Source organism: Streptomyces sp. NPDC101165 (assembly GCF_044768135.1).
Lineage (GTDB): Bacteria > Actinomycetota > Actinomycetes > Streptomycetales > Streptomycetaceae > Streptomyces.
In genome coordinates this window covers 54,804-80,057 of sequence record NZ_JBIWPG010000006.1, presented here as the reverse complement: position 1 = coordinate 80,057, position 25,254 = coordinate 54,804, and the positions used below count along the sequence as shown (strand labels likewise).

Genomic DNA, 25,254 nt, shown 5'->3' with positions numbered 1-25,254 from the left:
GGCCGTATCGCTCTCTTCGAGGGGGCCTCAATGGCTGTCGAAATCCCCCCGCTCATCAAGCCCTCCAAGTTCAGGCGCCGGGGTGGCCTGCTGGGCGAGTGCATGGCGGAGTTCCTCGGGACCTTCGTCCTCATCTCCTTCGGCTGCGGCGTGGTCGCGATGGCGGTGGCCGGACTGCCCGGTTCGGGCCGTGCGGCGACGCCCACGACGATCTTCCTCGCGGCCGGTGACTGGCTGCTGATCGCGTTCGGCTGGGCGTTCGCCGTCTGCTTCGGTGTCTACGTCGCCGGTGGTGTCAGCGGTGCCCACCTGAATCCGGCGGTGACGCTGGCGATGGCCATCCGCCGCGGGTTCGCCTGGACCAAGGTCCTGCCGTTCATGTTGTCGCAGGTGGTCGGCGCGTTCGCGGGCGCGGCGCTGGTCTATCTCGTTTACCACGACGCGATCAGCGCCTATGACCACGCCGCGACGGGGCCGAAGGTGAACGGGCGTACCAATGCCACGTTCTCCATCTTCGCGACCTTCCCGGCCGCGTACTTCCATGGCGGCATCTGGGGGCCGTTGATCGACCAGATCGTCGGTACCGCCTTCCTGCTCATGCTGATCGCCGCCCTCATCGACCTGCGCAACCAGGCCGTGAAGGCCAACCTCGGCCCGCTGCTGGTGGGCTTCGTGGTCGCCGCGATCGGCATGTCCTACGGCGCCAACGCGGGGTACGCCATCAACCCGGCCCGTGACTTCGGGCCGCGGCTGCTCACCTATGCGGCAGGGTGGCAGAGTTATGCCTTCCCGGGCAGCGTGTCCGGCGTGTACAGCGGCTACTGGTGGATCCCGATCGTCGGGCCGTTCGTCGGCGGGATCATCGGGATCCTGATCTACGACCTGTTCATCGGCGACGTCCTGCTCGTGCGCTCCGAACTGGGCGAGCTGCCCGAGCCGGGCCGGACCCGGGGGACGGAGGAGGTCGACGAGGAGTAGTTAGTCCTCTCCGGGCTCGGACCGGTCCCCCTCGGACCCCGCTGCCGCCCTGCGGGCCGCCGACGCGATCTCCTCCAGCGCCGTCAGGTGGCCCGTCAGCGCGCGCCGGCCGGTGAGCGTGAGGGCGGCCCAGGTGCGCGGGCGCTTGCCCAGGTAGCCCTTGCGGATGCTGACGTAGCCCGTCTTCTCCAGGGCGGAGAGCGTCTTGCTCAGCGTCGAGTCGGACACCTGGCAGTAGTCCCGCAGGACGGCGAACTCCGCCTCCCCGCACGCGGAGAGGTAGGCGGCGAGGGCCAGCCGGGTGGGGTGGTGGAGCTCCCGGTCCAGGGCGGGGGGCTGAGGCGCCTCGGTCATGCCGCGCCCACCCCCGTGGTCCGCAGCAGGTGCTCCAGGCCGCCCGCGAGACCGAAGGCCACCAGCCAGCCCGTCGTGCCGTACGGGATCGCGGCCAGCAGGCTCACGGCGATCGGGGCGAGGGGGAGCAGCCAGGTCCGCCAGGCGTACCGTCCGGGCTCGCGGCGCCGGTCGAACCAGGGTGCGACTCCGCCGTGGTGCGCGCCGAGCCAGACCAGGACGAAGAAGGCGGCCAGGCTCAGCAGCCCGCCGGTCAGCAGCCATGCCGCCCACCCCGGCCGGCCGTCGGCGAGGCCCAGCGCGGTGAACCCGGCCGCGAACGTCAGGGCCTGGCCGACGGCGTAACCCCGGGGCCTGGTCCGCCGGTCACTGGCCGTGCGTGCGGCGGCCTGGGCGGCTCGTGCGGCGGTCAGCGCGTCCTGCGCCTGCCGTGCGTCGATGGGGTCCCCCGTGCTGGCCATGTGTGTACCTCCGGTGCTGGTGGGGCGGCTGGTCGGACCCGCCCACTGATCACCTTCAGGATGGACAGTACTTTCCATAAATGCAAGTACTTTCCAGCTGGGTCATCGGCTGTCCCGCGGGCAGCCTCACCAGCCGGTCAGCAGCAGGTGGTTGAGGAGCAGCGCGAGCACCGTCTGTGCGGTGAGCCAGACCCGGGGGCGGGGCAGGTAGGCGCACGCCGGCAGCAGCCACATCGCGAACGGCAGCCAGATGCGCTCGGTCTCGGCCTTGCTCATCCCGGACAGGTCGGCGACGAGGAGCGCGAGGAAGGCGGTGGAGACGAGGACCGCCAGGCGGACGGCGGCGGGGTCGGTGCGGTGGGTGAGGGCCGCGGCCGTGCGGCGCAGGCCCGCCGCCGTCGCCAGGCCCGTGATCAGGACCGTGCAGGCCAGGTTGGCCCACACCCAGTAGCCGAAGGGGCGCTTGCCGCCGACGCCCTGGTAGTAGCGGGTCACCAACAGGTGGTACGCCGTCCACCAGTTGAAGCCCACGAGCGTGAACGCCAGTGGTACGACGACGAGTCCGGCGAGGAGGGCCAGGAGGAGCGCCGGTCGCTCGCGCACCCCCTCCCGGCCCAGCAGCAGGACCGCCGCTGCGACGAGGGCGAAGAGCGTGAGGCCGTACGACAGGTAGCAGGTCAGGCCGAGCAGCAGGCCGGAGGCCGCCGCCCAGGGCAGGGAGCGGCGCGTGACCGCGAGGGCGAGCAGGGCCACGGACCAGGCGGCGACGGCAGCGAAGTACGCGTCGGCGGAGGTGCCCAGCCAGACCGCCGCCGGGGCCAGCACCAGGAAGGGGGCCGCCCGCCGGGCCAGGGTCTCGTCCGCCAGGGCGCGGACGGCGACCAGGACCGCCACACAGGCCGTCGAGCCGAGGGTCACGCACCACATCCCGGCCCAGCCGCCGCCCCGCAGCCCTATCCGGTCGAGCAGGACGAAGGTGAGCGTCGCACCCGGCGGGTGACCGGCGACATGGGCCGGCCAGGGGGCGGGGGTGCCGCTGACGATGTGGTGGGTGAAGTCCCGCAGGGTGGCCGGGATGTCGTGGAAGCGGCCGATGACCCGGAGGTACTCCTCGCGGGTGGTGAGGCGGACCGTGATGCCGCGGTGCCAGCCGTCGACGAGGGCGAGGGAGAGGATCCAGGCCAGGGCCGACCCCCAGGCCGTCACCAGCAGGGCACGCCACGGCAGACGGGCGGCCAGGGACGGGCCGTACGCCACGCCGGCCGCCGCGAGGAGGACGGCGGCCGGGGTGCCGGGACCCACGTGCGGGTCCCATTCGGCCAGTACGGGCGGCCAGTGCACGAACAGAACGCGGTAGGTGTCCTGGAGGTGGCGGCCGACCAGGACGGCCACCGTCACGAGCAGGGCGGCGGCCCCGGCGGCGTACAGATCACGGCGGAGGGAGCGGGTCACGTCGGCACGTTAGGCCGCACGGCCCTGCACGAGTCGTCGTACAGGCCGGACGTCAGCGTTTCGTCATGGGTCGCGCACCCTTTCCCGGGCTTTTCGCGGCTTACGGTCGGGGCATGCGCGACCTTCCCAGGCTTCCCACCTCCCCCGGTTTCTGGCGCAGCCCCCTGCGCGGCCGCTGGTTCACCTCGGTTCTCGGTCTCGTGCTGCTCGTCGGCATCACCGTGCTGTTCGTGACCGGCCTGCTGTCCTACGCGGCCTACAACCCGGACCTGCACCCGGTGAACGACACGACCCCGGACAAGGGGATCCTCGGCTTCTACCTCTTCGCGTGGCCTACCGGCCCGGTGTGGCTGTACCGGTTCACCCAGGGCCTCCATGTCACCCTCGGCATCACCCTGATCCCGGTCCTGCTGGCCAAGCTGTGGTCGGTGGTGCCGAAGCTGTTCACGCTGCCGCCGGCCCGCTCCGTGGCGCACGCGCTGGAGCGGATCTCGCTGCTGCTGCTGGTCGGCGGCGGGCTGTTCGAGTTCACGACCGGCGTGTTCAACGTCCAGCTGAACTACGTCTTCCCCGGCTCCTTCTATCCGCTGCACTTCTACGGGGCGTGGGTGTTCTTCGCCGCGTTCGTGGCGCACGCGGTGCTGAAGACGCCGACCGCGGTGCGGACCGTGCGGCGGCGGCTGCGCGAGGAGGACGAGAGGGACGAGAGGGACCAGAGGGACGCGGACGACCTGGCCGCGCCGGACCCCGACCCGCCCACCGTGTCCCGGCGCGGGGCGCTGTGGCTGGTCGGCGGCGGCTCGCTGCTGCTGTTCCTGACCACGGTCGGGCAGAGCCTCGGCGGCCCCTTCCGGCGTACGGCCCTGCTCGCGCCGCACGGCGGGGCCGACCCGGCCGGCGGCCCGAACGGCTTCCAGATCAACAAGACGGCCGCGTACGCAGGCATCGACGCGGCGGAGACCAGCGAGGAGGCGTGGCGGCTCGTCGTCACCGGCCGCACCGGGACCGTGCGCCTCAGCCGCACCCAGCTGCTCCAACTGCCCCTGCACAGCTCGTCGTTGCCGATCGCCTGTGTGGAGGGCTGGTCCACCGCCGACCAGTGGTGGCGCGGGGTGCGGCTGCGGGACCTCGCGGCGCTCGTCGGGTACGAGGGCGACCCGCCGGACGTGTTCGTGGAGTCCCTGCAGCGGCACGGCGCCTTCCGCCGCGCGGCCCTGCGCGCCAACCAGGTGGCCGACCCGCGTTCCCTGCTCGCCCTGTACGTCAACGGCGAGGAACTGTCCCCCGACCACGGCCACCCGGCGCGCGTCATCGTGCCCGCCGCACCAGGGGTGCTCAACACCAAGTGGGTGGCCCGGCTGACGTTCGGAGACCTGTGATGCGCCGCCTGTCCGTGCTGCACCGCCTGCCTGTGGGCAGTCCGCTGCAGATCCTGCTGCTCTGCTGTTCGTTCGCGCTCGCCGCGTACGCCGGGGTACGGCTGCTCGCCGGTGACTGGTTCGGAGTGGCGCTGTGGGTCGTGGGGGCGGCCCTGCTCCACGACCTCGTTCTGCTGCCGCTGTACTCGATGGCGGACCGGGCGGTCGTGCACGGGCTCGACGCGGTCGGACGGCGCGCGTGGGTGATGTACGTGCGGGTACCGGCCGCGTTGTCGGGGCTGCTGGTGCTCGTGTGGTTCCCGCTGATCTTCAACCTGGTGGACCGGCGTTACCGCCTGGCCACCGGTCAGTCCGCGGACGTCTTCCTCGGCCGCTGGCTGCTGATCACCGCCCTGCTCTTCGGCGGCTCGGCGCTGCTGCTCGCGGTGCGGGTGCGCAGGGCGACGAAGCGGCGGTCGCCGGCCGTCCACTGAGCCTCCGCGCGCCACTCGACGGCCCGGTCAGCGAGTCGGAGCAGCGCCGGGGTGCCGATCCGCGCCCACGGGAACGGGTCGCCCATGAGGGCCCGCCCGTGGGCGACGTCGACCACCTGCACCCGGGTGCGCTCGTCCAGGTCCAGCCGGGCCGTCTCGGCGATCAACAGGCCGCCGGGGGCCAGGAGTTGACCCATCCGGTGCAGCAGGGCGCGCGGGTCGCCGCCGATGCCGATGTTGCCGTCCATGAGCAGGACCGTGCCCCAGCGGCCCTCACCGGGCAGCGGGTCGAACACCGAGCGGCGCAGGGCCTGGCCGCCGACCGTGATGGTGCGGGTGACGGCCGCCTCGCTGACGTCGACGCCGAGGACGGTACGGCCCCGGGCGGCCAACTCCGCCACCAGCCGGCCCGGGCCGCAGCCGACGTCCAGGACGGCGCCCTCGCAGCGGTCCAGCACCGCCGCGTCCACCGGGTCCGCGCCGGCGCACCAGCGCTCCACCTCCAGCGGCAGGAGCCAGCCGTCGGTGCGGCGCAGGTACAGCGGGCCTCGGCCGGTGCGCAGGGCTGTGGCGTACGGGTCGGAGACGGCCCAGGCGGGGCCCTGCGGGGCGTCGGCCGAAACCGCCTCGGCTGCGCCGTCGGCGATCGTGTTCCCACCCGCACCACCCGTGACGCTTTCGTCGCCGGGTGCGGGTGGCCCCGGTGGGGCGTATTCACCGTCGGCGGCTGTGGCTGTGGCTGTGGCTGCTCGGCTGCGTGGAGCTGTCGTCGGGCCGGATGCGGGGGTCATCGGGCACCGGCCGCCGTGCAGTCCGCCAGCCGGGCGGCGAAGGCTCCGTGCGGGGCGAGGGCGGCGACCGCGCGGGCGTCGGCGGCGGTGTCGACGTCCCGCAGCCGGGGCAGGTCCCGTACCCGCAGTCCGGTGGCGACCAGCCGCTCCCGCTGCACGGCCCCGGTCTCCGGCGTGGACATGGGGACGCCCCGCAGCAGCGCGGGCTCCGGGCGGGCCAGGCCCAGCGCCCAGAACCCGCCGTCCTCGGCCGGGCCGAAGTACGCGTCGCAGCCCGCGAAGTCCACGGTGAGCAGCTCCGGGGTGACCTGCGGGGTGTCCATGCCGATCAGCAGGGCGGGGCCGGCGCAGCGGGCGAAGGCGTCGGCGAGGCGGGCGTCGAGTCCGCCGGTGCACTGGGGGACGACGTCGAAGCCGGGGGGCAGCCAGGGGCCTGGTCGGCCGTCGAGCACGAGGACTCTGCGGGTGGCCGGGGTTTCGGCCACGGCCCGCAGGGTGTCGGAGAGCGAGGCTTCGGCGAGGGCGGCGGCCTGCTCGGGGGAGAAGGGCGGCGTGAGCCGCGTCTTGACCCGCCCGGGCAGTGGCTCCTTGGCGATGACGAGGAGGGTGGTCATGTGGGCCTTCCTTGACTGGTGACCGGAGTGGGGGCTGGGCGGGGGGCTTCGCTTGCCCGCAGCTACGAGCGCCCCAAAGGGGCGCGGGGAACTGCGCGACCAGCCCCCACCGGCCCGCAGCCAGGCACGGACAACGAGCGGCAGCGGCTAGGCACGGACAACGGGTGGCTCGTTCAGGACCTTGCTCATGTCCCGTACCGCCTGCCATGTCCCCCGCCAGGTCCCCGTGACCTTCGAGGCACCGGTGCGCGGGAGGTACGGGACGTCGTGCTCGGTGATGTGCCAGCCCGCGTCGGCCGCGCGGACCACCATCTGCAGGGGATAGCCGCTGCGGCGGTCGGTCAGGGCCAGGGCGAGCAGCCGCTCGCGGCGGGCCGCGCGCAGGGGCCCGAGGTCGTGCAGACGCAGTCCCGTGCGGCGGCGCAGGAGGTGAGCCACCGCGAGGTTGCCCGCGCGGGCATGGGGCGGCCAGGCGCCCCGGGACTGCGGGCGGCGCCGGCCGAGCACCAGGTCGGCCTCGCCGGCCCGGACCTCGCGCACGAACGGGACCAGTTGCGCGGGGTCGAGGGAGGCGTCGCAGTCGCAGAAGCACACCACGTCGGCGGTGGCGGCCAGCAGCCCGGCGTGGCAGGCGGCGCCGAAGCCGCGCCGCTCCTCGCGCACGACGGTCGCGCCGAGGCCACGGGCCAGGTCGGCGGAGCCGTCGGTGGAGCCGTTGTCGACGACGAGGGCGCGCCAGCCGGCCGGGATGCGCGCGAGGACCCAGGGCAGCGCCTCGGCCTCGTTCAGGCAGGGCAGCACGACGTCCACGTCGCAAGGGGGAGGGGAGGTGCTCGTCACGGCGTTCACCCTACGAAGCCGAACCGGGGCAAAGGGGGCATCGCCTCCTTACGAAACGCGGACGTCGGAGCCGCGGCCGAGCTTCCCGGGCGGCTCGGTGCCAGGGTGGAGACATGCAGCAGCCGTACGCATCACCGGACGCCGGGCCACGACCCGGTCCCCTGGGCCGGATCCTCGTCGTGGACGACGATCCGACCGTCGCCGAGGTCGTCGCGGGATACCTGGACCGGGCCGGATATGCCGTGGACCGTGCCGCCGACGGCCCGGCCGCCCTCGCCCGGGCCGCGGCGCAGCGGCCGGACCTGGTGGTGCTGGATCTGATGCTGCCCGGGATGGACGGCCTGGAGGTGTGCCGGCGGCTGCGCGAGCACGGTCCGGTGCCGGTCGTGATGCTCACCGCGCGCGGCGACGAGGACGACCGCATCCTCGGCCTGGAGGTCGGCGCCGACGACTACGTGACCAAGCCGTTCAGCCCGCGCGAGCTGGTGCTGCGGGTGGAGTCGGTGCTGCGCCGCGCCCGGCCCGCCGTGCCGCGCGGCCCGCTGGGCGCCGCCGGTCTCACCGTGGACCCGGCCGCCCGCCGCGCCACCAAGAACGGCACCGATCTGGCCCTCACCCTCCGGGAGTTCGACCTGCTCGCCTTCCTCCTGCGGCATCCGGGGCGGGCGTTCGGCCGGGAGGAGCTGATGCGGGAGGTGTGGGGCTGGGACTTCGGCGACCTGTCGACCGTCACGGTCCATGTCCGCCGCCTGCGCGGCAAGGTCGAGGACGACCCCGCCCGGCCTCGCCTCATCCAGACGGTGTGGGGCGTGGGGTACCGCTTCGACCCCGCCGGAACCGGACCGGAGGGGGACTGACATGCGCGACACCCTGCTCATCGCCCTCTACGCCTTCCTCGGCGCCGCCGCCACCGGCCTCGTCGGAGCGGCCGTGCTGCGGCTGATCCGCCGGCGTTCCCTCACCGCCTCGCTCGCCGTGGTGGCGGCCGTCGGCGTGGTCGCCATGCTCGCCGGGACGATGGCCGTGGCCCAGGCGATGTTCCTGTCCTCGCACGACCTGCGGGTCGTCACCACGGTCGTGGCCATGGCGGCCGTGGTCTCCCTGGTCACCGCGCTGCTGCTGGGCCGCTGGGTCGTCGCCCGCAGCCGTGAACTCGCCGACGCCGCACGGCACTTCGGGGACGGCGGTGCCTTCGCCGCGCCCGAGGTCCCCGCCACCGCCGAACTGGACGCGCTCAGCCGCGAGTTGGCCGCCACCAGTGCCCGGCTCGCCGCGTCCCGGGAGCGCGAGCGGGCCCTGGAGACCTCCCGGCGCGAGCTCGTCGCGTGGATCTCGCACGATCTGCGCACCCCGCTCGCCGGGCTGCGTGCCATGTCGGAGGCCCTGGAGGACGGGGTGGCCGCCGACCCCGACCGCTACCTCAAGCAGATCCGCACCGAGGTGGAACGCCTCAACGACATGGTCGGCGACCTCTTCGAACTTTCCCGCATCCACGCCGGCACGCTGCCCCTGAGCCCGGCCCGGATCTCGCTGTACGACCTGGTCGGCGACGCCCTCGCGGGGGTCGGACCGCTCGCCCGCGAGCACGGCGTACGGCTCGTGGGCGACCGGGTGGAGCCGCTGCCGGTGGAGGTCGACGGCAAGGAGATGAGCCGGGTCCTCGCCAACCTGCTGGTGAACGCCATCCGCCGCACCCCCGCCGACGGCACGGTCGCCGTCGCCGCCGAGCGCGCCCCCGACGGCGTGGTGCTGTCGGTGACGGACGGCTGCGGCGGCATCCCCGAGGACGATCTGCCCCGCGTCTTCGACACCGGCTGGCGCGGCACGGACGCGCGCACGCCGCCGGCGGGAGCGGGGCTCGGCCTGGCGATCGTCCGGGGCATCGTCGAGGCGCACCAGGGCAGCACGACCGTCCGCAACATCCCGGGCGGCTGCCGCTTCGAGGTGACCCTGCCGGCGGCGAAGGCGTAGGCAGGGTCACCTCAAGGAACCGGCTAGCCCGCCAGGTCGGCCCCGAAGCCGGTGTACTTGCCGGCCGGGAGGCCCACCTTCGTCGGGCCGAAGGTCGTCGTCGCCGTCGTCGAGTAGAGCGTGGGCGAGGCACCCGGCAGGAACCAGACTGCGCCCTCGGGGTCGTTCTCCTGAGCGGCGACGGCCGTGAGGTCGGCGTGGCCGTCGTGGTTCACGTCGGAGGCGAGGAGGGTGTCGCCGAAGTTGTCGCCCGCCTCCAGGGTGCCCGGCACGCCGGGGCTGTCCTGCGTGAGGAACACCGGGCGGGACGTGCTGAGGCCGGAGGCCGAGCCGCGGAGCAGGGTGATCGCTCCGGCGGAGGAGCGGTAGTCGGAGTCGTCCCCGAAGGTCTCGCCCGGCGCGCCGACCGCCAGGTCCCCGTAGCCGTCCTTGTCGAAGTCGCCGATCGCCAGCGCCTGGCCGAAGCGGTCGATCTCCTCGGAGGAGTCCGGGACGCCCGAGGTGTTCTGGGTGATCGAGACCCGGCGGGTGGCGCTCGGGCCGGACGAGGTGCCGTAGATGACGTGGATCTTGCCGCCGGTGGAGGCCGAGGGCTCGTCGGCCGGGTCCTCGGGGTTGCCGAGGACGATGTCGCCGAAGCCGTCCTTGTTCAGGTCGCCGATCGCGGCCGTCTCGGCGGTGCGCAGGCTCGCCGCCTTGCTGATGCCGTCGGTGGTGCCCTTGTAGTAGACCGCCGTGGCGAGATGGTCGCCGCCCGGCTTCTGCCCGGTGATCACCAGGTCGGCCTTGGTGTCGCCGCTCACCCGGCCGGCGGTGAGGGCCGGCCTGTCGATGCCGGGGGAGTAGGAGGAGACCCGGCCCGTCGAGCCGGACTTGGTGAACGGGCCCCGGATCAGCCGGACCCGCCAGCTGCCGGGGTTCTCCGTGTCGCTCTGCGCGGAGATCGCCAGGTCGGGCTTGCCGTCGCCGGTGAAGTCGGCCGCTGCGATGCTCGTACCGAAGTAACTGCCGTACAGGGTCTGCGGGTTCTTCACCGTCGTACCGCCGGACAGGCCGCTCCTGGAGCCCCAGACGATGACGACCGTGCCCGCTTCCTGGGCGCTGCCGGCATTCTCGTGCTGTGCTCCGACGACGAGGTCGCTGTAGCCGTCGCGGTTGAGGTCGGCGGTGGCGATCCGGTCGCCGAACTGGTCGCCCTTCTCCGCGTCGCCGGGAATGCCGGCGGTGTTCTGGCTGATCAGCTGGCGCTTGGCCGGGTTCAGTCCATTCGCTGTGCCGTAGACGACGGCGACCTGGCCGGCGTCGGCCTTGCCGCCGACCGCGGCGGACGAGGCGGCGACGGCCACGTCCCGGTAGCCGTCCCCGTTGAAGTCGCCCTGGAGCCCGGAAGGGGCGGCCGAGGCGGGGGCGGCCAGGGTCACCGGGGTCAGCCCCGCGACGAGCAGGGCGGCGAACGCGGTGTTGCCGCGCAGGGGGTGCTTCACGTCTGTGTCTCCGAGGAAGAGGGGGTCAGTCGGGCAGGACCGCGCCGAACGAGTGGCGGCTGCCCAGGCCCAGCGACTGAGGTGTGAACAGGATCGAGCCGGTTCCGGTGGGGCCGGAAGCCGTGCCCGGCAAGAGGTGGAGGCGGCCGATCTCCCAGGCGGAGGCGACCAGTTCGGCCCGGCCGTCGCGGTTGAAGTCGCGCAGCAGGACCGAGGCGCCGAGCCAGGCATCGTTCTCGTCGGCGGGGTCGCCCTCGACGCCGGGCGTGCCGGTGTCGTACTGATGGGCGTTCGTGCCGCTGAGGCCGTGCCTGCCGCCGCGCAGGACGGTGACCGCGCCTGCTCTGAAGAGGCGGTCGCCGATGACCTCGTCGGGCGCGCCCACCGCGAGGTCGGCGTAGCCGTCGCCGTTGGTGTCGGCGGCCGACACGTCGAAGCCGAAGGAGTCGCCGGACTCGGACGTGCCCGGGACGCCGGCCGTGTTCTGCGTGAAGGAGGTGCCGCTGGTGCTCGGGCCCTGGGAGGTGCCCTTGTACACCCGGACGGTGCCGCCCTTGCCCGCGTTGGGGAGCCCCACGGCGAGGTCGCCGTACCCGTCCTTGTCGAAGTCCGCGATCGCGGCGCTCGTGTACGTCAGGCCGCCGGTGCCGATCAGGCCGATCTTCCGCGGGGGCACCGTGGGGCCGCCCGACCGGCCGCGGTAGAACCAGGCCCGGTTGGTCCAGGTGTCCGCGTCGTAGCCGAGGACGGCGAAGTCGGCGGTGCCGTCCTTGGTGACCTTGCCGGAGACTACGAGGTCCGGGCTGATGTCCTCGCCGTCGATCGGGTCTAGGTTGGTGGCCGTGCCGCGCGAGCCGGATCTCGTGAACGGGCCGCGCAGGACATAGATGTAGTTGTCGGTGATCGCGACGACGTCCTGCTTGCCGTCGGCGGTGAAGTCGCCGGCCGCGACGTCCTTGGCGAAGCCGCAGTCCTTGCAGCCAGGGCTCTTGAACGAAGTCCCTTCGGTCAGTCCGGACTTGGAGCCCCACAGGATGGTGAAGGTGCCGTGATAGGCGCCGTCGTCCTCGCCGGGGGCGGTGACGACGAGGTCGCCGTAGCCGTCCTTGTTCATGTCCGCCGGGGTGACCTTCGCACCGAAGAAGTCGTTCGTCTCCGCGGTGCCCGCGATGTAGGGGGTGTTCTGCGTGATCACCGAGCGCTTGGCGGCGTCGGGGCCGTGGGCGGTGCCCCAGACGACCACGACCGCCCCCGCGTCCTTCTTGCCGGCCACGGTGGCGGTGCGGTCGCCGAGGGCGAGGTCGCGGTAGCCGTCGCCGTTGAAGTCGTCCGCGTACTTCGCCGTGGCCGCGGTCGCGGGTGCGGCCAGCGCCAGCGGGGCCAGGCCGGAGGCGAGCAGCGCGGCGGTCAGCAGGAAGGTGCGCTTGCGCAAGGTGTCTCCCACGGATCGGGGTGGATCCCGGGCGCCAGGGTGGCGCGCGATCAGGAGACTCTCGGCAACAGGCAAGGGTTGTACGTGAGTTCGGTTAATTCTTGGGGTCTTCGGGGCAGTTGATGCACTTGCTGTCGACCGGGTGGTGACCCGGACCGCCCGTCCACAGGTTGTGGATGCCGACGGGAGTCACCCGGGTCGGTGGCCGATCGCCAGCAGATGGGAACTCGCCGCGAGCAGGTCGGGGTAGGGCTCGGCCATGCGTGCCGCGGTCAGCGCCGACTCGAACATGGGTGAGCCGATGAGTGACTCGCCGGTGTGCCGTTCGGTCGCGGCCAGGAGCGACCAGGCCGGGCCCTCGACGCCATACACCTCGGCGTCGGCGAATCCAGCTGCTGCCACTTCATGCCGCAGTTGCTCACCGCTGTGGAAGTACGCCGAGGTGAACGCCTTCTTCCCGTCGTGGGTCTGCGTGGTCAGAATGCCGCTGATGCTCTTCTCCATCGGCCCCTTGTGGAGGTGCGCGAAGGCGGTGTGTTCGAACAGGGAGGCGTACCGGTTGATTCCGGCTGCGGCCAAGAGCCCTCCCGGCTTGAGCACGCGGTAGGCCTCGGCAAGGGCCCGTTCCCGGTCCGCACGGTCGAGCAGGTGGTACAGCGGGCCCAGCACCAGGACCACGTCGTAGGAGGCGTCCCCGGCACTCAACTGCCGGGCTTCGCCGAGTTCCACGGATGCCCCGGTCCGCGCGGCCTGCTCGATGTGGCGGGGGATCGGGTCGACGAGGTGCACGGTGTAACCGTCTGCGACGAGCCACCGTGCGTGGGCGCCGGGCCCGCCGCCCACGTCGAGGATCCTGGCAGGTGGCTCCGGGAGGAATCGGCGCAGCAACTCCTGCGTGCGTACCATCTCCAGACGCCCATCGGCCGTGCCGGCCAACCGGTCCGCCTCGTCGATGGTCTCGCTGTAGAACCTCACGATCTCCGGCGCTACCTCAGGGCTCGTCATGCGGGCATTGTGGAGGCTCACCGGTGGACCAGTCCAGTGATCGGAAGTGCGCACCATGCCGTTGCTGAAGTACGAGCAGATCGCCGAAGATCTGCGCACCCGGATCGCGAACGGCGAGTTCGGCCCGGGAGACCTGCTGCCTTCGGGCCGCGACCTCGCCGAGCAGTGGGATGTCTCGCGAGCCACGGTCGTCAAGGCGTATGACGTGTTGCGCAACGGCGGCCTGGTGGTGGCCCGCCAGGGTTCCGGCTTCACGGTCTCGGAAACCCCGATCGCCCGACCGGCAGGCAGGCGCCGCGCGGGCTCCACACGCGTGTCGGGCGGTGCCCCGTACCGGCGCCTCGGCACCCCGGACCGCACCGTGCCGCCTGGGCACGTGGCGGATGCCCTGGGACTGGAAGCCGACGAGGAGGTGCTGCGTCGCGTACGGCTGGTGCTGCTCGAAGACGGAGCACCGCACAGCCTCGTGACGGCCTGGTTCCCGCTGCCGATCGCCGACGCCGCACCACGGCTCGCGATGAAGGGGCCCATCCCCGAGGGCACCACGCATTATGTGCGCCGCCAGACCGGCCGAACGCCGGCAGAGGGAGTCGACATCACCACGGTTCGCCTGGCCACGGACGAGGAGGCGCAGCTTCTGCAAGTGGAACAGCCGACGGCTGTGGCGGTCGTGCTGCACACGGCCTTCGACCAGGATCGCAGGCGACTGGTGTGCGAAGAGGGTGTGACAGCGTCGCACGTCTTCGAACAGATCGACAATTACCCGATGTAGTAAGCGAACTGACACTCCAACTTTTGTGAGCAGCTTGACTGGACCGGTCCACCGGTCCAGTCTCTGGGTGGTACTGCTCGGTCGTGCCAAGTGGTTCCCACGCGGCATGCCCGGCCGGTCGGCATGAGCAACCCCGGCGACTGAATGAGCAGCCCTGGGGCGTGGCCAACGCTGTGAAGGAGCGTCGACACCGTGAAACCCACCGTTGAACCGGGAGCCGCGGCACTGCACCCGGTGGAACGCGAGGCCGGCATGCTCGTGCACTCCGGCGCCGACCGGAGACTGGCCGTCGAACACTGGCTGCTGTCAGCCCACCCCGCCCCCGAGCAGGCCCGTCTGGAGTGGCAGGAGCAGAAAGTGGCGCTGATGCCCATGGGATCCCAGTTCTCCGCCGTACGGATCCCGGGCCATCTGGTCTTCGCCGCCGCCGGGACGGCCGAGTTCGGTGGAGTAGACGCGTTCCTGGACGAAGCTCTCGACGGTGGCCCGGTCATCTGTGACCCTCGCGGCCTGCGGTACTACGCGCTGGTGCCGGTGAGTATGCCGCTCACCTGGAGCCAAGCGGCAGAGGAGTGGCGGGCGTCAGCCACCGTGGAACTCCTCGGCTGCGGCACCTACTTAGGAGTGCCGCGCGTGACCGAGGTGGACTTCGATCCGTGGGCTTGCGTCTCGTACTGGTCCGTACCGATGTCCGCCGCCCTCTGCACGCCCCTCAGGGTGGCCCGGCTGATCACGGCTGGACAGCACGTGATGGCAGAAGGACAGTAGGCGGCCTTGGCTGGTGCCGGCTCCTTGTTCTGCTCAAGGGCGATGGCCGTGCCGTGACGGCTCACCGGCCCCCGGCGAACTCCCGCATCCCCTCCTCGAAGGTCACCTCGGGCTTCCAGCCCAGTTCCGCGCGCAGGCGGGACGAGTCCGCCGTGATGTGCCGTACGTCGCCCAGCCGGTACTCGCCGGTGATCACTGGTTCGGGGCCGCCGCAGGCGGTGGACAGGGCGTGGGCGAGGTCGCCGACCGTGTGGGGGTCGCCGCTGCCGGTGTTGTACGCCGTGAGTGTTCCGGGGCGCGGGTCGGCCTCCAGCGTGGTGACGTTGGCGGTGGCCACGTCCCGGACGTGCACGAAGTCCCGGCGCTGGCGGCCGTCCTCGAACACGCGCGGGGGCTCGCCGCGTTCCAGGGCCGAGCGGAAGAAGGAGGCGACCCCGGCGTACGGGGTGTTCCGGGGCATGCGGGGGCCGTAGACGTTGTGGTAGCGGAGGGAGACCGCCGTGCCGTCCGTGCAGCGGGCCCAGGCGGCGGACAGGTGTTCCTGGGCGAGCTTGGTGGCCGCGTACACGTTGCGCGGGTCGGTCGGGGCGTCCTCGGTGACCAGGCCGGGGGACAGTTCGGTGCCGCAGCGGGGGCAGCGCGGGTCGAAGCGGCCCGCGGCCAGGTCGGCGGCGGCACGGGGGCCGGGGCGTACGACACCGTGCACGGGGCAGTCGTAGCGGCCCTCCCCGTAGACCACCATCGACCCGGCCAGGACCAGTCGCCGTACGCCCGCCTCGGCCATCGCGGCGAGCAGCACGGCGGTGCCGAGGTCGTTGCGGGAGACGTACTCGGCCGCGTCCGCGACGCCGTTGCCGAGGCCCACCATGGCCGCCTGGTGGCAGACCGCGTCCACGCCGGACAGGGCCGCGGCGACGGCGGACGGGTTGCGCACGTCGGCGCCGGGATCGTCCCGGACGTCGTACCCGACCGGCTCGTGGCCGCGCGCCCGCAGCGCGTCGACGACATGGGACCCGATGAACCCGGCACCGCCGGTGACCAGTACACGCATACGGCCACGCTAGGTCCGCGACCCGCCCGCGACCGGGTGCGACGGGCGGTACGTCACCCCTCCGTAAGGACTGCTCAGAGCGGCTTCGCGGGCCAGTCCAGCAGGCGGGCGCCGATCACCGCCGTCTGCAGCGGGTAGCGGTGGGCCGGGTCGGCCGGGTCGGCGCCGGTCAGCTTGTGGATGCGCTCCAGGCGGTAGGTCAGGGCGCGCACGCTGAGCGAGAGCCGGCGGGCGGCCTCGGCGGCCACGCAGCCGGAGTCGAAGTACGCGGTGAGGGTGTCCAGCAGCGGCTGCGGCCCGCCGCGGGCCGCGGTGAGCGGACCGAGGGTGTGCGAGACCAGGTCGGCCATCGCCTGCCGGTCGCGGGCGAGCACCGGGTACACGAGCAGGTCGGCGGCGCGCAGCAGTGGCTCGTTCAGGTCGAGTCGTCCGGCCATCTCCAGGGTGGCGAGGGCCTCTTCGTACGACTGCACGACCCCGCCGGGACCGTGCTGAGCGCGGCCGATCGCGACCCGGCAGCCCTCGGCCGCCGCGTACACCTGCTTGGCGAAGTGGGTGAGGACGTCGTCCTCGTCGCCGGGTGCGACGCACAGCAGCCGGCCGTTCTTGGTGGTGAGCAGGATGCTGCGGGCGTCGAAGCGGGCCAGGACGGCCCGTTCCACCTGCCGGGTCACCGGATCGCCCTCGATGTACGGCACCGGACCCTCGGCGACGGCGACCGCGTGCGCCCGGGACATCCGCAGGCCGAACCGCTCGGCGCGCTCGGCGAGGCGGCCCAGGTCGCTGCGGCCGTAGAGCAGGTCGTCGATGAACTCCCGGCGCGCGGCCTCCTCGCGGCGCACGGCGAGCTGCTGGGCGTGTTCGTAACCCTCGGCGAAGGCGTCGACCGCCTGCTGCACGGCGGCCAGCGTGCTGTCGGCCGAGCGGGGCGTGCCGGGCCAGGCGGCGCGGGCGGCGGCCAGGTGGGCGACGACCAGGGCGCGCAGTCCGTGGCCGGACTCGGCGGCCTGCTCGCCCAGGGCGCGGCGCACGGCCAGTTCCTCCCGGGTCAGCCGGCGGCCGGTGGCCGCGACCTCGGCCAGCGTGCCGGCGTAGCCGTCCAGATAGTGCTCGGGTATCGCCTCTTCGGTCACGCCGTCCCCGTCCCCCGTGATCTTGATGCGCCGGTGACGGTTTCTTAGCGCCTCTCCGGCATCTAGACATTATGGAACGCTGCCGGAAACCGGCAATGCGCGGGCGCGCTCCCCTCGTGCACCATCACCCCACGGGGGAGCACTACGGATGGTTCAGGTGCCGGACATCGAACGGGTGTCCGGCACCGGAGCCGGGCTCTTCCGTCTTCATCGTCTGACGCACAAGGACGTATGCCATGGAAGCGCTCGGCGTGCTGGTCGCCGTCTGTCTCGTCGTCGTACTGCTCGCGCTGTTCTCCTTCTCCCGGCTGTACCGCAAGGTGGACCAGGGCCGGGCGCTGATCGTGTCCAAGACGCGCAGGGTGGACGTGACGTTCACCGGGCAGGTCGTGCTGCCGGTGCTGCACAAGGCCGAGACGATGGACATCTCGGTGAAGACGATCGAGATCAGCCGCTCCGGCCGGGACGGGCTGATCTGCCGGGACAACATCCGCGCCGACATCCGCATCTCGTTCTTCGTCAAGGTCAACAAGACCGAGGCGGACGTCATCAAGGTCGCCCAGAACGTCGGCACCGAGCGCGCCAGCCACCAGGACACGCTGCAGGAGCTGTTCCACGCGAAGTTCTCCGAGGCGCTGAAGACCGTCGGCAAGCAGATGGACTTCACCGACCTCTACACCAAGCGCGAGGAACTGCGGTACCACATCATCGAGTTGATCGGCGTCGACCTCAACGGCTACCACCTGGAGGACGCGGCGATCGACTATCTGGAGCAGACGCCGCTCACCCAGCTCGACCCGGCCAACGTCCTCGACGCCCAGGGCATCCGCAAGATCACCGAGCTGACGGCGGTCGAGCACGTGCGCACCAACGAGGCGCAGCGCAACGAGCAGAAGGAGATCACCCGGCAGAACGTCGACGCCCGCGAGGCCATCCTGGAGCTGGAGCGGCGGCAGACGGACGCGGAGATCAAGCAGAAGCGGGAGATCGAGACGTCCCGGGCCCGCGAGGAGGCCGAGACCGCGCGGGTCGTGGAGGAGGAGAGGCTGCGCGCGCAGGGCGCCTTCCTGCGCACCGAGGAACAGCTGGGCGTGCAGCGGGAGAACCAGGCCCGCGAGGTCGCGGTCGCCGCGAAGAACCGCGAGCGGGTCATCGCCGTCGAGAACGAGCGCATCGAGAAGGACCGGATGCTGGAGGTCATCGCCCGGGAACGGGAGACGCAGCTGACCCGGATCTCCGCCGAGAAGGAGGTCGAGGCGGAGAAGCGGGAGATCGCCGAGGTCATCCGGGAGCGGGTCGCGGTGGACCGTACGGTCGCCGAGCAGGAGGAGTCCATCAAGAAGCTGCGCATGGTCGAGGAGGCCGAGCGCGAACGGCAGGCCCTCGTCATCGGCGCCGAGGCCGAGGCGCAGGAGAAGCTGGTCAAGGACATCAAGGCCGCCGAGGCCGCCGAACAGGCCGCGACCCACCGCGCCGCCGAGGAACTCACCCTTGCCGAGGCCCGGTTGAAGACCGCCGATCTCGACGCCCGGGCCAAGCTGCGGCTCGCCGAGGGCGTCCAGGCCGAGGCCGCCGCCGAGGGGCTCGCCGCCGTGCAGGTCCGCGACAAGGAGGCCGAGGTCATCGAGAAGTCCGGCCGGGCCGAGGCGCAGGCCACCGAGGCGCGGCTGCGCGCGGAGGCCGAAGGTACGCAGGCCAAGGCGCTCGCCGAGGCCGAGGGTGCGCGGGCCGCGGCGGAGGCCACCGGGGCGCGGCTGAAGGCAGAGGCGGAGGGCGCCCGGGCGAAGGCCCTCGCAGAGGCCACCGGCATCGGGGAGAAGCTGAAGGCCGAGGCGGCGGGCCTCACCGAGAAGGCCGCCGCGATGGCCGCCCTGGACGAGGCGTCGCGCGGGCACGAGGAGTACCGGCTGCGGCTGCAGGCGGAGAAGGAGATCCGGCTGGCCGGCCTGGAGACCCAGCGGCAGGTCGCCGAGGCCCAGGCCACGGTCCTCGCGACCGGTCTGGAGAACGCCGACATCGACATCGTCGGCGGGGAGTCCGTCTTCTTCGACCGGCTGGTGTCGGCGGTCTCGCTCGGCAAGGGCGTCGACGGCTTCGTCGACAACTCCCGTACGGCGCAGGCGCTGGCGAAGCCCTGGCTGGACGGCTCGGGCAGCTTCACCGACGACCTGGGCCGGATCCTCGGCTCCTTCGGTACGGCGGACGTGCAGAACCTGACGGTGTCGGCGCTGCTGATGAAGCTGATGAAGTCCGGCGGCCCGGAGGCGGGACAGTTCCGCCAACTGCTCGACCGGGCCGGTGAGCTGGGCCTCGCGGACACCCCGCTGACCGCGCTGAACGGTGCCGCGAGGAACTGACGGCCCGATGCCGGGCCGCCGTACGGGGGTCGGCGGCCCGGCAGCCCTGCTCACCCACTCGCAGCCTTTGACCCGCAGCCTTTGACCCGAAGCCCTTGAAGGGAAGCGCCGTCCATGGCAACCGCCCCGGAGACGGGCTCGTACGACACCGTCGACGCCGGCACCTACGAGGTGCTGCGCGACCGCCTCACCGCCCGGGCCGCCGACCTCGCCCGGCGGGCCGAGGCCCTCAACGCGCGCCGCGCCGAGGAGTTCGGCTCCGCCGGCCTCGGCCTCACGGCCACCGGGCGGCTGCGCACCGGGCACGCGTGCGTGCCCTGCGACGTCGTCGCCGTCGGGGACGTGCTGCTGTTCGGCAGCACCGGCCGGACGGCCGACGGGACGGCGGCCTCGGACGTCCTCGCCCTGTACGACCGGGACCTGAACCGGCTGCCCGACGACGCCGTACCAGGACTGCTCGACGACCCCGCGTTCGTGCGGGAGTTCACGGCCCTGCACCGGTACTACCGGCAGGCCCGGCTGCTGCGGCTGCGCCGCCTGGACGACCGGCTGCTGGCCGTGTTCCGCACCGGCGACAAGGCCGAGGACGTCCGTGCCCTGCGCTGGAGCCTGACCGCCGACGGCGGGGCCCGGTTCCTGGACGCGCGCGGCGACCGCGACGACGTGGTCCCGCCCGCCCACGACTTCGCCTGGACCGAGACCACCCGAGAGGACCATGTTCTCGGGGCCGGCGGCCGGGACCCGTATGTGGCGGTCCCGGGCGGGGTGGGCGTGGCGACCGTCGGCGGCCGGCTCACCGTGCGCGGCCCGGAGGGCGAGGAGCTGTACGCCGAGCCGGTGGAGGAGCCGCTGCAGGCCCTCGCCGACGCCGGGGTCGCGCACGCGCGGGTGGGCGCCCTGGTCCTGCTGCGGGTGCGGCCGTACAAGGAGGACGCCGACCGGTACCTGGTGTTCGACACGCTGAGCCGGTCGGTGGTCCGGCTGGACGGCGTCGGACAGGCGTGCCGCCGGCTGCCCGAGGACCGGGGCATCGTCTTCCCGGGCGGTTACTGCCTGGCCTCGGGCGCGCACAAGACGTACGAACTCGACACGACGGGGCTGGAGTTCGAGCGCGAGGTGCGCTCGCCGAACGGCGAGGACGTGCTGTACGCGTTCCGCTCCCGGGCCGAGGGCCGCACGCTCCTGCTGTCGTACAACACCCTGCGCAAGGAGGTCGCCACCCCGCTGCCCTGCCGAGGCTGGGCCCTGTTCGAGGACGGCACCCTGGCCGTGCTGCGCGCCGACGGCGACGAGCCCGCGCACACGCACCCCGTGCAGTGGTGGACCTCGCCGTACGTCTCCGACACCCACGCGGCCGCCCTGCGCACCGGTACGGGCGCCCTGGCCCGGGTCGGCAACGCGGACCTCGTGCGCGGGCTCGCCGACTGCCTGTCCGTCGCCCGGCTCGTCGCCGAGGGCATCGGGACGGGGGAGGGCTACCGGGCACTGGCCGCCGCCTGCGTGCGCGCCGCCGACACCCACCACTGGCTGGGCGAGCCCCAACTCGGCGACCTGCACACGCCGTTGGCGGCGGTGCGGGAGACCGCCGAGCAGGTGCTGACCGAGTTCGAGACCGTACGGGCCCTGTCCCGGCAAGCCGATGAGGCGTTGGAGGAGGCCGCGGCCCGTATCGCCGCCGTGGTGCGCCGGCTGCGCGGGGAGGCCCCGCGGGACGCCGCCTCCTGGGTGCGGGGGCTCACCGAACTCCGGCACGCCCACGGCCATCTGCTGACGCTGAAGGAGCTGCGGTACGTCGACACCGCCCGGGTCGACGAGCTGGCCGCCGAGGCGGCGGCCGATCTCGCGGCCTTCGGGCGGCGCGCGGTGTCCTTCCTGGCCCGCGAGGACGCCTTCGAGCCGCAGCAGGCGGAGGTGGAGCAGCTCGTGGCGGAGGCGGCCGCGGTGCCGACCGTCGCCGCGGCCGCTCCCGTCGCCGCCCGGCTGGACGAGCTGGCCGACGGGCTGCGCACGGTCACCGAGGTCGTCACCGGTCTGGACATCGCCGACGCCACCGTCCGCACCGGCGTCCTGGAGCGGATCGCCGAGGTGCTGGGCGGCGTCAACCGCGCCCGCGCCACGCTCGACGCCCGCCGCCGCAGTCTTCTCGACCACGAGGGCCGCGCCGAGTTCGCCGCCGAGACGGCCCTGCTGGCGCAGGCGGTCACCGCGGCGCTGGCCGCCGCCGGCAGTCCCCAGGCATGCGACGACCAACTCGCACTCCTGCTGGGCCGGTTGGAGGACCTGGACGCCCGGTTCGCCGAGTTCGACGACTTCCTCGGCGAACTGGCCGACAGGCGCACCGAGATCTACGAGGCCTTCGCCGCCCGCAAGCAGTCCCTCGCCGACGCCCGCGCCCACCGTGCCGAGCAACTGGCCGCCTCCGCCGCCCGGGTGCTGGAGACCGTCGACCGCCGTGCGGCCACGCTCCCCGACACCGACGCGGTCACCACCTACTTCGCCTCCGACCCGATGGTCACCAAGGTCCGCCGGACCGCCGACGAACTGCGGGCCCTCGGCGACGGCGTGCGCGCCGAGGAACTGGACGGCCGGCTCAAGGCCGCCCGCCAGGAGGCCGCCCGCGCCCTGCGCGACCGCACCGACCTGTACGCCGACGGCGGCCGCACCCTGCTCCTCGGCGGCCACCGCTTCGCCGTCAACACCCAGCCCCTCGACCTCACCCTGGTCCCGCACGGCGACGGCCTCGCCTTCGCGGTCACCGGCACCGACTACCGCCGCCCGGTGACCGACCCCGGCTTCGCGGACACCCGCCCGTTCTGGGGCCGTCACCTGCCGTCCGAGTCGCCCGAGGTCTACCGCGTCGAACACCTCGCCGCGCGGCTGCTGGCCGAGCACGGCCCGGCCGCCCTCGCCGCGGCCGACCTGCCCGCGCTGGTGCGGGAGGCGGCGCAGGCGTCGTACGACGAGGGCTACGAACGCGGCGTCCACGACCACGACACCACCACGGTCCTCACCGCCCTGCTGCCCCTGTACGACGCCGCGGGCACCCTGCGCCACGAGCCCTCCGCCCGGGCCGCGGCCCAGCTGTTCTGGGCGCACGGCACGACGCCCGGCGCGCGAGAGGCCTGGTCCCGACGGGCGGTGTCACTGGCCCGGGCCCGGGACGCGTTCGGCCCGTCGGGCGCCCTCACCGAGCTGGTGGGGGAGCTGGCGGAGGCGATCGGGCGGTGGAGCGGGGGCCGGGCGGGCGCGTCGAGGGAGGCGTGGGAGGCGTGGGAGCCGGGTGCGGGGGCGCCCGCGCGACCGATCGAGGGAACGTCCGCGCGACCGGGCGACGGGGCGTCGGCTCGACCGGCCGCCGAGCCGCCCGCGCCGGTGGCCGACGGGCCGCTGGGACGGCGTGCCGTCGCCGAGCCGCTCGCCGGTGCCGCCGCCGCGTACCTCTTCGACGAGCTGACCTCCGGCTCCGGCGGCTTCGTCCTGGGCGCGGTCGCGCGCACCCTGCTGGAGAAGTTCCGGCACACGGTGGGCGGTTCGGACTACGCGAGGGACCTGGAGGCCCTGACCGACCTCGGCGCCCGCCGACAGGTGGCCGAGGCGTGGCTGACGTCGTACGCGGCCGCCACCGGCGCCGAGGCGGGCCCCGGTGAGCTGGCCGAGGCGGTCGCCGCCGAGCTGTGCCCGGGCCTGCCCCGCTACGACGGCGATGCCCCGCTGACCGCGACCGCTGAGGGCCTGCTGGGCACCCACCCGCGGGTGACGGGCGGCCGGCTGCCGCTGCGCCTGGACGAGTTCCTGGCCCGGACGGCGCGGTTCGCCGAGCTGGAGGTCCCCGCCTTCCGCGCCTACCAGCGCCGTCGTACGACCCTGGTGGACGCCGAACGCGAGCGCCTGCGCCTGGCCGACCACCGCCCCCGGGTGATGACCGCCTTCGTCCGCAACCGCCTCGTCGACGAGGTGTACCTCCCGCTGGTCGGCGACAGCCTGGCCCGGCAGCTCGGCACCACCGGCGAATCGAAGCGCACCGACACCGGCGGGCTGCTCCTGCTGATCTCCCCGCCCGGCTACGGCAAGACGACGCTCATGGAGTACGTCGCCGACCGCCTCGGCCTGATGCTGGTCAAGGTCAGCGGCCCGGCGCTCGGCCACGGCGTCACCTCGCTCGACCCGGACGACGCTCCGAACGCCACCGCCCGCCGCGAGATCGAGAAGATCAACTTCGCTCTGGCGGCCGGCAACAACACGCTCCTGTACCTGGACGACATCCAGCACACCTCCCCCGAGCTGCTGCAGCAGTTCATCCCGCTGTGCGACGCGACCCGGCGGGTCGACGGGGTGGGGGAGGGCGAGTCGCGCAGCTACGACCTGCGCGGCAAGCGCTTCGCGGTCTGCATGGCCGGCAACCCCTACACCGAGTCAGGGGACCGCTTCCGCGTGCCCGACATGCTCGCCAACCGGGCGGACGTCTGGAACCTCGGCGACGTCCTCACCGGCAAGGAGGACGTCTTCGCGCTCAGCTTCGTCGAGAACGCCCTCACCGCCCACCCGCTCCTCGCCCCGCTGGCCGGCCGCGACCGCGCGGACCTGGACCTGCTGGTCCGCCTGGCCTCGGCCGACCCCACGGCCCGCGCGGACCGCCTGACCCACCCCGTCCCGCCCGCCGAACTCGACCGCGTCCTCGCCGTTCTGCGCCACCTGCTCACCGCCCGCGACACGGTCCTCACGGTCAACGCGGCCTACATCGCCTCCGCCGCCCAGTCCGAGGCGGCCCGCACCGAGCCGCCGTTCCGCCTCCAGGGCTCCTACCGTGACCTGAACCGCATCGCCCAGCGCCTGAGCCCGGCCATGAACGACGGCGAACTCGGCGCCGTGATCACCGACCACTACACCGCCGAGGCCCAGACCCTCACCACCGGCGCCGAGGCCAACCTGCTGAAACTCGCCGAACTGCGCGGCACTCTCGGCCCCGAACAGGCCGCCCGCTGGGCCGAGGTGAAGACCGCCGACGTCCGCGCCCGCACCCTCGGCGGCCCCGGCGACGACCCCCTGACCCGCGCGGTGGCCGCCCTCGGCCTGCTGGCCGACCGGGTCGCGGCGGTCGAGTCCGCCATCACCCGGGCGACCGGCCCCCGGGACGGCTCCTGATGCTGTAATCCCTGGCCCCGGTCTCGTACGGCGGCATTCGATCGACCGTGGTCAGCGGTCGCAGCCGTCATGATCGCATGGTGGACGCGCGAATACACACTGTTTATCCGGATTTGTGTCAGTGCAGTTGGGGTGCTCCCAGCAGCATGTCGAGGTCACACACCTGTGCCCGCCGGTGGTGCCCCTTCGCGTCGGTCAGTTGCACGCGAGAGCCGTAGTCGTGCGCCGTGGGGTGCGGGGGCCGTACCTCGACGCGGGGGTTGTATTCGGCCATGACCTCACAGGACCCGGACGGCGAGCCGATCGCGTCGTAGAAGACCGGGATCGCGATGCTGTGGCCCGGCTTCAGCACCAGATGGACCGGCGTGGACTCCTTCGGCTTGGAGTCGGCCGACGGCCCCTTGCCGACGTACACACTGAGCTCCGGGTAGCCGTCGAAGGCGCAGGGCTTCGATCCCTTGTGCGCGGCGCTGAGCGTCGCCGTCGGCGTGTTGTGCGGCTTGCCCGGGAGAAGGGTCATCTTCCAGCTCAGCTGGGGCGTTCCGCATGCGGCGATCCGGGTTCCCGAGACGCTGTCGCTCTGGCCGCAGGCGGCGGTACCCAGCAGCATCACCAGGCCGACCGTGCAGGCCGCCGCTGTCCGCCGTGACATGAGATCTCCCCCTGGGCGACATCACTCCGCGGGGCCGGATGCCGCCGCTCCTGCCTCACCGGACAACTAGATGCGGGCCGGCGCGCCGAGGTTCCTCACCGGCCGGCGAGATGATCAACTCCCTTGCGCGATCTCGTGCAGCCTC

The 25,254-nt window shown here is 73.0% G+C and carries 20 protein-coding genes; 8 read left to right on the top strand and 12 right to left on the bottom strand.

From position 1 onward, the window contains the following. Positions 1-30 precede the first annotated feature (30 nt). Entirely contained in the window at positions 31-978 is a 948-nt protein-coding gene (locus tag ACIRVH_RS14105) for an MIP/aquaporin family protein (protein ID WP_403952197.1), read from the top strand. On the opposite strand, the gene ACIRVH_RS14100 is transcribed toward ACIRVH_RS14105, so the two are convergent. From ACIRVH_RS14100 to ACIRVH_RS14090, 3 genes are all read right to left on the bottom strand, one after another. Then, positions 979-1,332, bottom strand: coding sequence for a transcriptional regulator (locus ACIRVH_RS14100; protein WP_403952196.1), 354 nt, complete (start codon positions 1,330-1,332; stop codon positions 979-981). It lies immediately after the preceding gene. Then, a complete protein-coding gene (locus tag ACIRVH_RS14095; RefSeq protein WP_403952193.1) occupies positions 1,329-1,793 on the bottom strand; it encodes a hypothetical protein in 465 nt (154 codons plus the stop codon). Before ACIRVH_RS14095 ends, ACIRVH_RS14100 begins: the two co-directional genes overlap by 4 nt. A gap of 126 nt (positions 1,794-1,919) precedes the next feature. Further along, on the bottom strand, positions 1,920-3,245 hold the full coding sequence (locus tag ACIRVH_RS14090) for a hypothetical protein (RefSeq protein ID WP_403952190.1): 1,326 nt from the start codon (positions 3,243-3,245) through the stop codon (positions 1,920-1,922). Positions 3,246-3,358: 113 nt separating this feature from the next. Here ACIRVH_RS14090 and ACIRVH_RS14085 point away from each other — a divergent pair, with 113 nt between their 5' ends. Next, complete coding sequence (locus ACIRVH_RS14085; protein ID WP_403952187.1) at positions 3,359-4,624, top strand: molybdopterin-dependent oxidoreductase; 1,266 nt, start codon at positions 3,359-3,361, stop codon at positions 4,622-4,624. 346 nt (positions 4,625-4,970) lie between these two features. Here ACIRVH_RS14085 and ACIRVH_RS14080 read toward each other — a convergent pair whose 3' ends face one another. From ACIRVH_RS14080 to ACIRVH_RS14070, 3 genes are all read right to left on the bottom strand, one after another. After that, positions 4,971-5,888 carry a class I SAM-dependent methyltransferase gene (locus ACIRVH_RS14080; protein WP_403952185.1) on the bottom strand — a complete coding sequence of 306 codons (918 nt, stop codon included), beginning with the start codon at positions 5,886-5,888 and terminating at the stop codon, positions 4,971-4,973. Further along, entirely contained in the window at positions 5,885-6,502 is a 618-nt protein-coding gene (locus ACIRVH_RS14075; protein ID WP_403952183.1) for a DUF2064 domain-containing protein, read from the bottom strand. Before ACIRVH_RS14075 ends, ACIRVH_RS14080 begins: the two co-directional genes overlap by 4 nt. Positions 6,503-6,649: 147 nt before the next feature. Next, positions 6,650-7,351 carry a glycosyltransferase family 2 protein gene (locus tag ACIRVH_RS14070; protein ID WP_403952182.1) on the bottom strand — a complete coding sequence of 234 codons (702 nt, stop codon included), beginning with the start codon at positions 7,349-7,351 and terminating at the stop codon, positions 6,650-6,652. Between the two features lie 104 nt (positions 7,352-7,455). On the opposite strand from ACIRVH_RS14070, the gene ACIRVH_RS14065 reads away from it, so the two are divergent. Then, complete coding sequence (locus ACIRVH_RS14065; RefSeq protein WP_403952179.1) at positions 7,456-8,199, top strand: response regulator transcription factor; 744 nt, start codon at positions 7,456-7,458, stop codon at positions 8,197-8,199. Between the two features lies 1 nt (position 8,200). Then, positions 8,201-9,313 carry a sensor histidine kinase gene (locus ACIRVH_RS14060; RefSeq protein ID WP_403952177.1) on the top strand — a complete coding sequence of 371 codons (1,113 nt, stop codon included), beginning with the start codon at positions 8,201-8,203 and terminating at the stop codon, positions 9,311-9,313. A gap of 23 nt (positions 9,314-9,336) precedes the next feature. Here ACIRVH_RS14060 and ACIRVH_RS14055 read toward each other — a convergent pair whose 3' ends face one another. The 3 genes from ACIRVH_RS14055 to ACIRVH_RS14045 form a co-directional block, all read right to left on the bottom strand. Then, on the bottom strand, positions 9,337-10,797 hold the full coding sequence (locus tag ACIRVH_RS14055) for an FG-GAP and VCBS repeat-containing protein (protein WP_403952174.1): 1,461 nt from the start codon (positions 10,795-10,797) through the stop codon (positions 9,337-9,339). 25 nt (positions 10,798-10,822) lie between these two features. Then, positions 10,823-12,229, bottom strand: a complete 1,407-nt coding sequence (locus ACIRVH_RS14050; protein ID WP_403952171.1) for an FG-GAP repeat protein — start codon at positions 12,227-12,229, stop codon at positions 10,823-10,825. A gap of 189 nt (positions 12,230-12,418) precedes the next feature. After that, positions 12,419-13,234, bottom strand: a complete 816-nt coding sequence (locus ACIRVH_RS14045) for a class I SAM-dependent methyltransferase (RefSeq protein WP_403952169.1) — start codon at positions 13,232-13,234, stop codon at positions 12,419-12,421. A 55-nt stretch (positions 13,235-13,289) separates the two neighbouring features. On the opposite strand from ACIRVH_RS14045, the gene ACIRVH_RS14040 reads away from it, so the two are divergent. Both ACIRVH_RS14040 and ACIRVH_RS14035 read left to right on the top strand, forming a co-directional pair. Further along, positions 13,290-14,006, top strand: a complete 717-nt coding sequence (locus ACIRVH_RS14040; protein ID WP_403952166.1) for a GntR family transcriptional regulator — start codon at positions 13,290-13,292, stop codon at positions 14,004-14,006. A gap of 192 nt (positions 14,007-14,198) precedes the next feature. Continuing rightward, positions 14,199-14,774, top strand: coding sequence for a hypothetical protein (locus tag ACIRVH_RS14035; RefSeq protein ID WP_403952164.1), 576 nt, complete (start codon positions 14,199-14,201; stop codon positions 14,772-14,774). Positions 14,775-14,835: 61 nt separating this feature from the next. On the opposite strand, the gene ACIRVH_RS14030 is transcribed toward ACIRVH_RS14035, so the two are convergent. Beyond that, positions 14,836-15,825 carry an NAD-dependent epimerase/dehydratase family protein gene (locus ACIRVH_RS14030; RefSeq protein ID WP_403952162.1) on the bottom strand — a complete coding sequence of 330 codons (990 nt, stop codon included), beginning with the start codon at positions 15,823-15,825 and terminating at the stop codon, positions 14,836-14,838. 74 nt (positions 15,826-15,899) lie between these two features. Further along, the gene (locus tag ACIRVH_RS14025) at positions 15,900-16,958 is read right to left on the bottom strand and encodes a PucR family transcriptional regulator (protein WP_403952159.1); all 1,059 of its coding nucleotides are present in this window, start codon (positions 16,956-16,958) and stop codon (positions 15,900-15,902) included. 236 nt (positions 16,959-17,194) lie between these two features. Here ACIRVH_RS14025 and ACIRVH_RS14020 point away from each other — a divergent pair, with 236 nt between their 5' ends. Then, positions 17,195-19,315, top strand: a complete 2,121-nt coding sequence (locus ACIRVH_RS14020) for a flotillin family protein (protein WP_403952158.1) — start codon at positions 17,195-17,197, stop codon at positions 19,313-19,315. Between the two features lie 114 nt (positions 19,316-19,429). Further along, positions 19,430-24,457 (top strand): DNA repair ATPase, encoded by a 5,028-nt coding sequence (locus ACIRVH_RS14015; RefSeq protein ID WP_403952155.1) that lies wholly within the window; start codon positions 19,430-19,432, stop codon positions 24,455-24,457. A 118-nt stretch (positions 24,458-24,575) separates the two neighbouring features. Here ACIRVH_RS14015 and ACIRVH_RS14010 read toward each other — a convergent pair whose 3' ends face one another. Continuing rightward, positions 24,576-25,109, bottom strand: a complete 534-nt coding sequence (locus ACIRVH_RS14010) for a DUF4232 domain-containing protein (protein WP_403952153.1) — start codon at positions 25,107-25,109, stop codon at positions 24,576-24,578. Positions 25,110-25,254: the final 145 nt, after the last annotated feature.